This window comes from Nocardioides sp. Z50_6 (assembly GCF_058215755.1).
Map to the genome: position 1 here is coordinate 56,010 of NZ_JBZAJB010000009.1, position 12,319 is coordinate 68,328.

General features: G+C 74.0%; 10 protein-coding genes. 8 read left to right on the forward strand and 2 right to left on the reverse strand.

Going from position 1 to position 12,319, the window contains the following annotated elements:
* Window positions 1-29 precede the first annotated feature (29 nt).
* From AC4BGE_RS17125 to holA, 4 genes are all read left to right on the forward strand, one after another.
* Entirely contained in the window at window positions 30-887 is an 858-nt protein-coding gene (locus AC4BGE_RS17125; protein ID WP_490576063.1) for a DegV family protein, read from the forward strand.
* A 68-nt stretch (window positions 888-955) separates the two neighbouring features.
* A complete protein-coding gene (locus AC4BGE_RS17130; RefSeq protein WP_490576064.1) occupies window positions 956-2,098 on the forward strand; it encodes a ComEA family DNA-binding protein in 1,143 nt (380 codons plus the stop codon).
* A gap of 5 nt (window positions 2,099-2,103) precedes the next feature.
* A complete protein-coding gene (locus AC4BGE_RS17135; RefSeq protein WP_490576065.1) occupies window positions 2,104-4,659 on the forward strand; it encodes a ComEC/Rec2 family competence protein in 2,556 nt (851 codons plus the stop codon).
* The gene (gene holA / locus AC4BGE_RS17140; RefSeq protein ID WP_490576066.1) at window positions 4,608-5,594 is read left to right on the forward strand and encodes a DNA polymerase III subunit delta; all 987 of its coding nucleotides are present in this window, start codon (window positions 4,608-4,610) and stop codon (window positions 5,592-5,594) included. Before AC4BGE_RS17135 ends, holA begins: the two co-directional genes overlap by 52 nt.
* A gap of 120 nt (window positions 5,595-5,714) precedes the next feature.
* Here holA and rpsT read toward each other — a convergent pair whose 3' ends face one another.
* On the reverse strand, window positions 5,715-5,975 hold the full coding sequence (gene rpsT, locus AC4BGE_RS17145) for a 30S ribosomal protein S20 (RefSeq protein WP_490572450.1): 261 nt from the start codon (window positions 5,973-5,975) through the stop codon (window positions 5,715-5,717).
* A 130-nt stretch (window positions 5,976-6,105) separates the two neighbouring features.
* Window positions 6,106-7,065 carry a phosphotransferase family protein gene (locus tag AC4BGE_RS17150; RefSeq protein ID WP_490576067.1) on the reverse strand — a complete coding sequence of 320 codons (960 nt, stop codon included), beginning with the start codon at window positions 7,063-7,065 and terminating at the stop codon, window positions 6,106-6,108.
* A 136-nt stretch (window positions 7,066-7,201) separates the two neighbouring features.
* Here AC4BGE_RS17150 and lepA point away from each other — a divergent pair, with 136 nt between their 5' ends.
* From lepA to AC4BGE_RS17170, 4 genes are read left to right on the forward strand one after another with little or no spacing between them, the layout of a single operon-like run.
* Entirely contained in the window at window positions 7,202-9,073 is a 1,872-nt protein-coding gene (gene lepA / locus AC4BGE_RS17155) for a translation elongation factor 4 (protein WP_490572448.1), read from the forward strand.
* Between the two features lie 3 nt (window positions 9,074-9,076).
* Window positions 9,077-9,997, forward strand: a complete 921-nt coding sequence (locus AC4BGE_RS17160) for an aminoglycoside phosphotransferase family protein (RefSeq protein WP_490576068.1) — start codon at window positions 9,077-9,079, stop codon at window positions 9,995-9,997.
* 11 nt (window positions 9,998-10,008) lie between these two features.
* A complete protein-coding gene (locus AC4BGE_RS17165; RefSeq protein ID WP_490572446.1) occupies window positions 10,009-10,656 on the forward strand; it encodes an MOSC domain-containing protein in 648 nt (215 codons plus the stop codon).
* A 33-nt stretch (window positions 10,657-10,689) separates the two neighbouring features.
* Window positions 10,690-12,156: a peptide MFS transporter gene (locus AC4BGE_RS17170; protein WP_490572445.1), complete on the forward strand. Its 1,467-nt coding sequence runs from the start codon at window positions 10,690-10,692 to the stop codon at window positions 12,154-12,156.
* Window positions 12,157-12,319: the final 163 nt, after the last annotated feature.

Here is a 12,319-nt window from a genome sequence, read left to right on the forward strand (position 1 = left end):
CGGGACCGGACTTCGCTAGCCTTTCGTCCGTGCCCGGGACCGTGATCGTCACCGACTCCACCGCCAGCCTGCCACCCGAGGTGGCCGCCGCCCGCGGCATCGTCGTGGTCCCGTTGCAGGTGGTGATCGGCGCCAAGGTGCACGACGAGGGGCCGGGCGGGGCGACCCCCGACATGGTGGCCCAGGCGCTGCGCGACTTCGTGCCCGTCTCGACGTCGCGCCCGGCGCCGGCCGCGCTGCTCGAGGTCTACGAGCAGGTGGCCGCGCAGGGCGCCGAGTCGGTGCTGTCGGTCCACCTCTCCGGCGACATGAGCGGCACGTTCGAGTCCGCCCAGCTCGCGGCCCGCGAGGCGTCGATCCCGGTGATCGCGGTCGACAGCCGCCAGGTCGCGGCCGCCACCGGCTTCGCAGCGCTGGCGGCGGCCGACGTGCTCGACGCCGGCGGCAGCCTCGAGGAGGCGGCCGCGGCCGCCACCGCACGGGCGGCCGCCTCCCACTCGTGGTTCTACGTCGACACCCTGGAGTACCTGCGCCGGGGCGGGCGGATCGGGGCCGCGGCGGCCCTGCTCGGGGGTGCCCTCTCGGTCAAGCCGCTCCTGGAGATCCGGGACGGCAAGGTCAGCTCGCTCGAGCGGGTGCGGACGGCGGGCCGGGCGCTCCAGCGTCTCGAGGACCTGGTGGTCGCCGCGGCGCCGGACGGGCCGGTCGACGTCTGCGTGGCCCACCTGGCCAACCCGGAGCGGGCCGATCACCTGGCCACCCGGCTGGCCGAGCGTCTCGGCGACCAGCTGGCCGGCGGCGAGGTGTGGTGCACCGAGCTGGGTGCGGTCCTGGGCGCCCACGTGGGCCCCGGGATGGTGGCCGCCGCCCTGTCTCCGCGCCTGTAGCGCCCCGGTTCTCCACAGGCCGCCGGCAGGCGCGCGCGGCGGAGCGCGGACTTCCCTAGCGTCGGGGCATGCGCCCGCGTCGTCCCAGCCCCGAGCACGAACAGGCGGTCGCGCGCCGGCTGGCCCTGCTGTCGGCGGAGCTGGCCGCGGTGCGCGCCGAGCAGGCGGCCGCCGCGGCCGAGCCCGCTGACCCAGCAGGGGGGGAGACGGGCGACGGGGCGGGAGTGTGGGCCTGGGGCGACCAGCACACCCGGATCCGTGGGCTCCCAGCCCCGGTGGCCCCGGTGGCCCCGGTGGCCCCGGTGGCCCCGGTGGCCCCGGTGGCCCCGGTGGCAGAGCAGTGGCCGGGCGCCCCGGTCGTCGCGGCACCGGTGCGCGCGGAGATGACTGCCGCGCAGACGGCACCCCCGCAGACGGCACCCGCGCAGACGGTGCCGGCGCTGCCGCACCCCGGCCGCCATGCCGCGCGCCGCGGGGTCGCCGGGTGGCGGCTCGACCCGAGGGTGCCCGCCGGGATCAGGCTCCAGCCGGCACACCTCGCTGTGGTGGCCGTGCTCGTGGCGCTGGGCCTGGGGTGGACGACGTGGTGGGTGGTGGCGAGCGAGCCTCGCACCAGCGCGGTCCCGGAGCTGTCGGTCGACCCGTCGCCGGTGGCCGCGACCCCGCCCGTGGCCACGGGCGACACCACGGGGGCGACCGGCGCCACCGGGCCGGTCGGGGGAGCCCAGGACGGCGTCCCGGGTGCGGCCGCCCCCGGCGGGCCGGGCGGAGCCGAGGTGGTCGTCGACGTCGCCGGCCGGGTGCGCCGTCCGGGGCTGGTGGTCCTGCCCGCAGGCTCCCGTGTGGCCGACGCCCTGGCGGAGGCCGGCGGACCCCGGCCGGGCGTCGAGCTGGTGAGCCTCAACCTCGCCCGGGTCCTGGTCGACGGGGAGCAGCTGCTCGTCGGGGTCCGCGCCCCCGCCGCCCCGCTCGCTCCGCCGAGCCCCGGCGGGCCGGGCGGAGCGGCGCCGGTGCCGCCCGGCCTGGTCAACCTCAACACGGCCGACGAGGCGATGCTCGACACCCTGCCCGGCGTCGGGCCGGTGACCGCGGCGGCGATCGTGGCCTGGCGCACCGAGCACGGCGGGTTCACGGCGGTGGAGGAGCTGCTGGAGGTCAACGGCATCGGTGAGGTGACGCTCGCCGAGCTCGCCCCCCTCGTCACCGTGTGAGCGCCATGCCGCGAGCCGGCGCCCCGCCGGCTCCCCGTGACTTGCGCACGGCGGCGCTCGGCGTCGCGGCGTGGGCCGGCGGGCTGATCGGTCTCCGGGCGTCCGGCTGGGTGGTCGCGCTCACCCTGGCGGTGCTCCTGGCGGTGCTCCCTGCCGTCCTCCTGGTCTCCCTGCGCGCCCGCGGCGTTCCCGGCGTCCCCCGCGTTCCCGGCGTCCCCCGCGTTCCCCGCGTTCCCGGCGTTCCCCGCGTTCCCGGCGTTCCCGGCGTCCCCGGCGTTCGGGGTGGCGGGGTCGCGGTGGCCACCGTGGCGCTGGTCGCGGCCGCCGTCCTGCTCTCGGGCTGGGCTCGCGCCTCCCAGACGTCGTCGGGGCCGGTGGCCGACCTGGCGGCGTCCGGAGCCTGGGCCGAGGTCGAGCTGGAGGTCGCCTCCGACCCGCGCCCCACCCTGGGCGAGCACGGCGAGCAGGTGGTGGTGCGGGGCCTCGTCCGGCAGGTCGCCGGGCGGGGAGGGCGGTGGCAGGTGCGGACTCCGGTCGTGGTGCTCGCCGGGCCCGGCTGGCGGGAGGTGCCCCTGGGTGCGCGGGTGCGGACCGACGGCCGGCTGCTGCCCGCGGAGGGGGAGGTGGCGGCGCTGCTGCGGGTGCGCGACGGGCCCCCGGAGCGGCTCGAGGAGCCGGACGTGTGGTGGCGGGGCGCCGCGACGGTGCGAGCGGGGATCAGGGTGGCGGTGGCTCCCCGGCCCGAGGCCCAACGGGTGCTGGTGCCGTCGCTGGTGGTCGGGGACGACGCCGGGCTGGACCCCGCCCTGGCCGAGGACTTCCGGACGACCGGGCTGACCCACCTGCTCGCGGTCAGCGGCACCAACCTCACCCTGATGGTCGGGTTCCTGCTGCTGGCCGGCCGGTGGCTGGGGGTGCGGGGCCGGTGGCGCTACGCCCTGGGGGCGGCCGGGATCGTCGGCTTCGTCCTCCTGGCCCGGACCGAGCCCAGCGTCGTGCGCGCCGCGACGATGGGCTCCATCGCCTTGATGGCCTTCACCAGCAACGGGCGGGACAGAGGCATCCGGACGCTGGGTGCCGCCGTGGTGGCCCTGCTGCTCTGGGATCCCCGGCTGGCGGTCTCGGTGGGGTTCGCCCTCTCCGTCCTCGCCACCGCCGGCATCCTCCTGCTCGCGCCGAGGTGGCAGGAGTCCGCGCAAAGGTGGCTGCCCCGCGGCGCCGCCGCGGCGGTCGCCGTGCCGGCCGCCGCGCAGCTGGCCTGCACGCCCGTGGTGGCGGCGATCTCGGGGCAGGTGAGCCTGGTGGCGGTGCTGGCCAACCTGCTGGTCGCCCCGGCGGTCGCCCCGGCCACCGTCCTGGGACTCGCCGGCGGGCTCTGCGCCACCCTGTGGCCGGCGCTGGGCCAGGTCGTGGCGCTCCCGGCGGCCTGGTCGGTGGCCTGGATCGTCGCGGTCGCCCGGTGGGGCTCCGCGCTGCCGACCCCGGCGATCGGCTGGGGGACCGGGGTGGGAGCGCTGGTGCTCCTGACGGTGCTGTGCGGAGCGATCGCGGTGGCCGCGCCCCACCTGCTGCGTCGCGCCTGGCTGACGCTCGCCCTGTGCGCGGCCGTGCTCGCGGTGGTCGTCCTCCGACCACCCACTCCGGGGTGGCCGCCCGAAGGCTGGCTGCTGGCCGTCTGCGACGTGGGCCAGGGGGACGCGCTGGTGGTCCGGGAGGGGGAGAGGTCGGCGCTGGTGATCGACGCCGGACCCGAGCCCGCGGCCGTCGACCGGTGCCTGGCGCGTCTCGGCGTCGAGCGGGTCCCGCTGCTGGTGCTCACCCACTTCCACGCCGACCACGTCGGCGGGCTGCGCGGGGTGCTGTCGGACCGACAGGTCGGCGAGGTCCGCGTCTCTCCGCTCGGAGCGCCGGCGGAGGGCGTCCGTCAGGTGACCCGGGAGCTGTCTCGGGCGGGTCTCGCGCCGACGGTGGCCTCCCACCCGGCCACCGAGGAGCTTGGCCCGCTCACCGTGCAGCAGGTCTGGCCGGCGGACGGCTCGTCGCCACCCACGCACGTGCGGGGCGACGAGGGCGCCAACGACGCCAGCCTGGTGCTGCTGGTCGAGGTCCGGGGCGTGCGCATCCTGCTGACCGGAGACATCGAGCCCGAGGCCCAACGGCAGGTCGCCCGCCTCCTGGCGGGGGTGACGGTGGACGTGCTCAAGGTCCGCACCACGGCAGCCGGCACCAGGACAGCCGGTTCCTGGCCGCCCTGCATCCCCGGGTGGCGCTGGTGCCCGTCGGAGCGGAGAACACCTACGGTCATCCGGCCCCCGACCTGCTCTCCATGCTCGAGCGCAACGGCGCCCGGGTGCTGCGCACCGACACCTCCGGGGACCTGCTGGTCCTGGAGCGGGACGGCGTGCTGCACACCGCCTCGCTGGACTGAGCGGCCGGACCGGCGGCGCGCCGGCGGGGGCCGACGGCGGCGCCGGACCGGTCGGTGGGATGTGGCAGGCTGGTGCGCACCATGGCTCAGGGTCCCAGCGCATCCCAGGTCCTCGGCCGCGTCACCCTGGTGACCGGCAAGGAGGAGTTCCTCAACGAGAGGGCCGTCACGGCCGTGCGGCGCGCGGTGAGCGCCTACGACGCCGACGCCGAGTTCTCCGAGTCCTCAGCGGCCGATCTGACCGCCGCCTCCCTCGACGAGATGTGCGCCCCCTCCCTCTTCTCCTCCACCAGGTGCGCGCTGGTGCGGGGCCTGGAGGAGCTGCCCGACGACCTCTACGACGACGTCCTGTCCCGGGCCACCGAGCCGGTCGAGGGCGTGGCGCTGGTGCTCATGCACGGGGGCGGCGCGCGGGGCAGCGGCCTGCTGGCCAAGCTGCGCAAGCAGTCCGCGGTGACCGAGGTCAAGGCGGCGGAGGTGAAGTACGCCGCCGGCTTCCAGGAGTTCGTCCGCGGCGAGTTCGGTCAGCTCGGCGCCCGCGTCACGCCGGAGGCGAGCGAGTTCCTGGTGCAGGCGGTCGGTCACGACCTCCGGTCACTGGCCGCCGCGGCCCACCAGCTCACCAGCGACTTCCCCGGCGAGCAGGTCAGCCTCGAGCTGGTCAAGCGCTACTTCGGTGGCCGGGCGGAGGCGAAGTCGTTCGCCGTGGCCGACGCCGCGATGGCCGGTGAGGCGGCCCAGGCGCTGGAGGAGCTGCGGTGGGCGCTCGACGGCGGGACGCCGGCCGTGCTCGTCACCTCCGCGGTCGGGCAGTCGGTGCGGGGGGTGGCCCGGTTCCTCGGCGCGCCCCGTGGGCTGCGCGAGGGCGACCTCGCCCGAGAGCTCGGGGTTCCGCCCTGGAAGGTCAAGACCGTCCGGGCGCAGGCACGCAGCTGGGACGACCGCGGCATCGCCCGGGCGCTGCGCGAGGTCGCGCGCGCCGACGCCGACATCAAGGGTGCCGCTCACGACGCCAGCTACACGCTGGAGCGGCTGGTGCTGAGCGTGGTGGCGCTGCGCTCCCGCTGAGCCGGGGGAGGGACACGGCGACCGACCCGGCTCGTCGTGGCGCTCCTGAGACGACGAAGGCTGAAATGACGAAGGCGCCGCGCTCCCAGGGAGCACGGCGCCTCGACGGTTGGTCCTGGCTCAGAGAGCGGCGGACTTCTTCGCGATGGCCGACTTGCGGTTCGCGGCCTGGTTCTTGTGGATGACGCCCTTGGAGGCGGCCTTGTCGAGCTTGCGCGCGGCGTCACGACCGAGGGTGATGGCGGTGTCCTTGTCGCCGGTCTCGGCAGCCTCGCGGAACTTGCGGACGGCCGTCTTGAGGCCGGTCTTGACCGCCTTGTTGCGCTCGTGCCGCTTCTCGTTCTGCTTGTTGCGCTTGATCTGGGACTTGATGTTCGCCACTGAGCAACCTTCGGTCTCGGTCTGGACTGGAAAAGAAGAATAGGTGTGTCGGCTGCCTGGCAACCCCATGGAGGGTCGGGCGCCGGACATGCGGGCAAGAGATTACCAGTGGGCTCGCCGCCCACCCAAATCACTCGCCCGTCCAGCCCCGCCGCTCGCACAGCCACTGCCAGCAGACCTCACCCTGCCACCCCTGGTGGGCCCGGAGCCAGGGGGAGGAGGCCGGGACCGGCTCGGCCGCCATCCGCAGGAAGTAGCCGGTCAGCAGTGCGAGGAAGGAGTCGAGGTGCTCGGCCGGCACGTCGCGCAGCAGCGGCCGGGTGGAGATGACCTGCTCCACGTCGAGCCCGTCGCCGCGGGGGCCGACGAGCGCCATCAGGGAGTCGACCCAGGCGGCGCCCCGCACCGGCCAGTTCCAGTCGCACAGCCACGCCTTGCCCTCCTCGTCGACCAGGACGTTGTCGGCCCGGACGTCGGTGTGCACCAGGGTCTCGCCGTCGGCGCCCGAGGCGAAGCCGGCGGCCAGTGCGGCCGCCTCGTCGAGCCACCTCGTGCCGGGGCGTGAGCGGCGTACCGCCTCCCAGTGCGAGGGCCAGTCGGCCAGCTCGACCACCAGCGGGTCGAGAGCCAGCTCCTCGGGGGGCGGGGTGGCGGCCGCGGCCACCACCTCGAGCGCGTCCAGGGTCGCGTCCAGGTGGGGCCGGCTCCAGGGGCGCGGCGGGTTGACGCCGGGGTGGTGGTCGATGCCGAGGACCACCCAGTCGTCGTCGAGGTGCCAGGCCAGCCGGGGCGCCGGCACCGAGGCGGGAAGGGCGGAGAGCTTGCGCGCCTCCTCGCGGTAGGAGTCGGCGAAGGCGCGCTGGGCAATGGCCGAGGCCGCCTTCACGAAGTGCCGCGACCCGTCCTCGCAGACCAGCACCGAGGCGAAGCCCGGGGTGAAGCCGGCATCGCAGGAGATCGCCTCCACCACCGGTGAGCCGCACCGGCGTTCGACCCAGGCCCGGATGCCCGGGGGCAGGAACGGCCATCCCAGTCGCAGCGCCGTGGCGTCGGGCGGAGCGGGGTAGGCGGGGGTCGGCGAGTGGGGCACGGAGCGCATCATCCACCACCGGCGCCGGACACGGGGTGGCACCGCGGGCGACGGGACCTGTCGCGAATCCCGGGAGCGGTCGGCCCCGTGGAACAATGGCCCCACCCGCACCCCACGTCGTACCCGAAAGTCATCCGTGTCCTCCAAGAGCGCCCCGAAGCCCGGACAGACCGACCCGTCGATCATCCGGAACTTCTGCATCATCGCCCACATCGACCACGGCAAGTCGACCCTCGCCGACCGGATGCTCCAGCTGACCGGGGTGGTGGACGAGCGCGCTGCCCGCGCGCAGTACCTCGACCGGATGGACATCGAGCGCGAGCGCGGCATCACGATCAAGAGCCAGGCCGTCCGCATGCCGTGGACGGTCCCGGCCGACAACGACGAGCTGGCCGAGCCCGGCACCTACGTGCTCAACATGATCGACACCCCGGGCCACGTCGACTTCACCTACGAGGTCTCGCGCTCGCTCGAGGCCTGCGAGGCCGCGGTGCTCCTGGTCGACGCCGCCCAGGGGATCGAGGCGCAGACCCTGGCGAACCTCTACCTGGCCATGGGCGCCGACCTGCACATCATCCCGGTCCTGAACAAGATCGACCTCCCCGGCGCCAACCCCGAGAAGTACGCGGCAGAGCTCGCCGGCCTGGTCGGGTGCGAGCCGGAGGACGTGCTGCGGGTCAGTGCGAAGACCGGTGTGGGCGTCGAGGGGCTCCTCAACGAGATCGTCAAGCAGACCCCGGCCCCCGTGGGCGACGCCGACGCGCCGCCGCGGGCCCTGATCTTCGACTCCGTCTACGACACCTACCGCGGTGTGGTGACCTACGTCCGCGTCATCGACGGCAAGCTGACCCACCGCGACCGGATCAAGATGATGTCGACCGGCGCGGTCCACGAGATGCTCGAGGTCGGCGTGATCAGCCCGGAGCCGGTCAAGGCCGGAGACCTGGGCGTGGGCGAGGTGGGCTACCTGATCACCGGGGTGAAGGACGTCCGGCAGTCGCGCGTCGGCGACACCGTCACCAGCCAGCACCACGGCGCCACCGAGGCGCTGGGCGGCTACAAGCACCCCAACCCGATGGTCTACTCCGGGCTCTACCCGATCGACGGCGACGACTACCCGACGCTGCGCGACGCGCTCGAGCGGCTCCAGCTCAACGACGCGGCGCTGACCTTCGAGCCCGAGACCTCGGGTGCCCTGGGCTTCGGCTTCCGGATCGGCTTCCTCGGGCTGCTCCACATGGAGATCACCCGCGACCGCCTCGAGCGCGAGTTCGACCTCGACCTCATCTCGACCGCCCCCAACGTGGTCTACCAGGTCGTCATGGAGGACGGCTCCGAGCTGACGGTGACCAACCCCAGCGAGTACCCGGAGGGCAAGATCTCCGAGGTCCGCGAGCCGGTGGTCAAGGCGACGATCCTCAGCCCCAGCGACTACATCGGCACCATCATGGAACTGTGCCAGACCAAGCGCGGCAGCCTCCAGGGGATGGACTACCTCTCCGAGGACCGCGTGGAGATGCGCTACACGCTGCCGATGGGCGAGATCGTCTTCGACTTCTTCGACCAGCTCAAGTCGCGGACCAAGGGCTACGCCTCGCTCGACTACGAGCGCTCCGGCGAGCAGGCCGCCGACCTGGTCAAGGTCGACATCCTGCTGCAGGGCGAGCCCGTCGACGCCTTCTCCGCCATCGTGCACCGCGACGCGGCGTACGGCTACGGCGTGATGATGGCCGGCAAGCTCAAGGAGCTGATCCCGCGCCAGCAGTTCGAGGTGCCGATCCAGGCGGCGATCGGAGCCCGGGTGATCGCGCGGGAGAACATCCGCGCCATCCGCAAGGACGTGCTGGCCAAGTGCTACGGCGGTGACATCAGCCGCAAGCGCAAGCTGCTGGAGAAGCAGAAGGCGGGCAAGAAGCGGATGAAGAACATCGGCACCGTCGAGGTGCCGCCGGAGGCCTTCGTCGCCGCGCTCTCCACCACCCAGCCGTCGGAGAAGTCCAAGAAGTAGGCCGTGACCCAGCGTGGCGTGGTCCGGGTCCCGGACGGGCTCGAGGCCCGCCGCGCCCTGGGCGAGCCGTGGGTCTCCTGGCTGGACGCGCTGCCCCGGCTGGCCGGCGAGGTCGTCGCCGAGTGGGGCCTGAGCCACGACGGGGACGCCCAGCACGGCTGGTGCTCCCTGGTGCTCCCCGTGCGGGACCCGGACGGCGAGCGGCGCGTCCTCAAGCTCGGGCTGCCCGACGAGGAGTCCCGCCACGAGTCGCTGGCGCTTCAGCGCTGGTCGGGTGAGGGCGCGGTCCGACTCGTCCGGGCCGACCCGGCGCGCCGGGCGATGCTGCTGGAGCGGCTCGGGCCCGAGAGCCTGGAGAGCGTCTGGGACGTGGCGGCCTGCGAGGTCGTGGGTGAGCGCTACGCCCGCCTGCACCTGCCCGCGCCGCCCCAGGTCGGCCTGCTGGCCTCCAGCGTGGCGAGGTGGACCGAGGCGCTCGCCCGGCTGGGGCCCGGAGTGCCGCTGCCCCGGCGCCTCGTCGAGCAGGCCGTCTCGCTGGGGCGGGACCTCGTCGCCGACGACGCCTCCCCGGCCCGGCTGCTCCACACCGACCTGCACTACGCCAACGTGCTCGCCGGCACCCGTGAGCCCTGGCTGGTGATCGACCCCAAGCCGCTGGCGGGTGACCCGCACTACGAGGTGGCGCCGCTGCTGTGGAACCGCTGGGAGGAGCTGACCGGAGACGTGCGCGCCGGGGTCCGCCGCCGCTTCCACGCCGTGGTCGACGCGGCGGGGTTCGACGAGGAGCGCGCGCGGGACTGGGTGGTGGTCCGGATGCTGCACAATGCCCTGTGGTGCGTGTCGGACGATCCGGACCTGGCGCGGCGTGGGACCCGGGAGCAGCTCACCACCTGCGTCGCGGTCGCCAAGGCCGTGCAGGACTGAGAGGGGGGCGGGTGGAAGCGCAGGTGCTGGCGGTCAACGTCGGCCGGCCCGAGACCGGCCCCTGGACGGGGCGGGTCGGGCGCAGCGCCATCCGCAAGCTGCCCGTGGAAGGTCCGGTGATGGCGCGCCGGACGGGTATGGCGGGTGACTCGGTCTGTGACCGCAAGTTCCACGGCGGCCCGGACAAGGCCGTCTACGCGTTCGCCCGCGAGGACCTCGACCACTGGCAGCGCGAGCTCGGCCGGCCCGTTCCCGACGGGCAGTTCGGCGAGAACCTCACCACCTCCGGGATCGACCTGAACGCCGCGCTCCTCGGTGAGCGCTGGCGGGTGGGGGCGGCTCTCGTCGAGGTGTCGACGGTGCGGACACCCTGCCGGGTCTTCGCGAGCTGGATGGGGCTGACCGGCTTCGACGACACCTCGTGGGCCAAGCGCTTCACCGCGCACGGGCGGCCCGGCGCCTACCTGCGGGTGCTGGAGGAGGGGGCGGTCGAGCGCGGCGACGGCCTCACCGTGGTGCACCGACCCGACCACGGCGTCACCATCGGGTTGGCCTTCCGGGCCGTCACCACCGAGCGTGCGCTGCTGCCGGAGCTGCTGGTGGTCGACGACCTGGCCGAGGAGCTGCGGCGCAAGGCGGGCACCCACCACGCCCGCTGATCCGGGTGGTCGGGCGGAGGTACCCTTGAATGAGTGAGCACATCTCGCCCTGGAACCACACGGGAGAGCCGCGACGACTCGTTCTTCGGTCAGCCGCGGGTCCTGGCCAACCTCTTCGGAGTCGAGCTGTGGGAGCGGTTCAGCTTCTACGGCATGCAGGGGATCCTGCTGATCTACCTCTACTTCAGCGTCGCCGACGGCGGGCTGGGGCTCGACCGTGGGGTCGCGGCCGGGATCGTCGGCGCCTACGGGGGATCGGTCTACCTCGCCACCATCCTCGGAGCCTGGCTCGCCGACCGGCTCCTCGGCGCCGAGCGGACGCTGTTCTACGCCGCGGTCCTGGTGATGGCAGGCCACGTGGCCCTCGCGTTGCTTCCCGGGCTGGTGGGCGTCGGGGTGGGCCTGATCCTGATCGCGCTCGGCAGCGGCGGCGTCAAGGCCAACGCCACGTCGCTGGTGGGCTCGCTCTACGGCGAGCACGACGAGCGCCGGGACGCCGGGTTCTCCATCTTCTACATGGGGATCAACATCGGCGCCCTGGTGGGACCGCTGCTGACCGGGGTGCTCCAGAAGGAGTGGGGCTTCCACTTCGGCTTCGGCCTGGCCGCCATCGGGATGGCCTTCGGTCTCCTGCAGTACGCCCGGGGTCGCGGCCGGCTGCCCGCCGAGACCCACCACGTCCCCAACCCGCTGCCGCCCGGCCGCCTCCCGCGCTACCTGGTGGCCGGCGTCGTGGTCCTGGCCCTGGTCGGCGTCCTGGTCGCTGCCGGGGTGATCACCGCCGACCGGCTGGACGACCTGGTCATCGGCGTCACCCTGGTCTCCACCCTCGCCCTGTTCGCCCTGATGCTCCTCGACCGGTCGGTGGTGGGCGCGGAGCGGAGCCGGGTGCTCGCGATGATCCCGCTGTTCGTCTGCAGCGCGGTCTTCTGGTCGCTCTACCAGCAGCAGTTCACCGTGGTGACCATCTACGCCGACGACCGGTTGAACCGCGACCTGTTCGGCTGGGAGATGCCGATCTCGTGGGTGCAGTCGATCAATCCCGTCTTCATCATCGCGCTGGCCGGCGCCTTCGCGGCCCTGTGGACCCGGTTGGGCGCCCGGGCCCCCAGCACGCCCGTCAAGTTCGGCCTCGCCGCGGTGGTGATGGGCGTGGCCTTCCTCGCCTTCCTCGCGATGCCCCAGGGCGAGGCCGCGGCGCCCCTGCTCGGCCTGGTCGGCATCCTGCTGCTCTTCACGGTCGCGGAGCTGCTCATCTCGCCCGTCGGCCTCTCGGTCTCCACCAAGCTGGCACCAGCGAAGTACCGCACCCAGATGGTCGCTCTCTTCTTCCTCTCGGTGGCGCTGGGCTCGGCGATCGCCGGGACCCTGGCCGGCTACTACGACCCGGACGACGACACCGGGTTCTTCCTGATCGTCGGGGCGGTCTCGGTCGCGGTAGGCCTGGCCGTGCTCGCGGCGAAGGGCCCCATCCGGCGCCTGATGGCCGGGGTGCGCTGAGCGCCGGACCCGCGGACGGGTACGGCGACCACCCCGGAGGGGCGAAACGCCCAAAACCGTCTTCAAACGGGGCATACGGCTACCCGTGGGTCACTTAGTGATCTACGTTACTCCCAAGCAGTCAGCCGGCGTATGCACGCGCCACGAACGAAGTCAGGGAGAA

What these genes read in the sequence shown, in the direction of transcription:
- holA (WP_490576066.1), top strand. Translation starts at nt 4,608, where the DNA reads ATGGCTCAGGGTCCCAGCGCATCCCAGGTCCTCGGCCGCGTCACCCTG.
- AC4BGE_RS17135 (WP_490576065.1), top strand. Translation starts at nt 2,104, where the DNA reads ATGCCGCGAGCCGGCGCCCCGCCGGCTCCCCGTGACTTGCGCACGGCG.
- AC4BGE_RS17130 (WP_490576064.1), top strand. Translation starts at nt 956, where the DNA reads ATGCGCCCGCGTCGTCCCAGCCCCGAGCACGAACAGGCGGTCGCGCGC.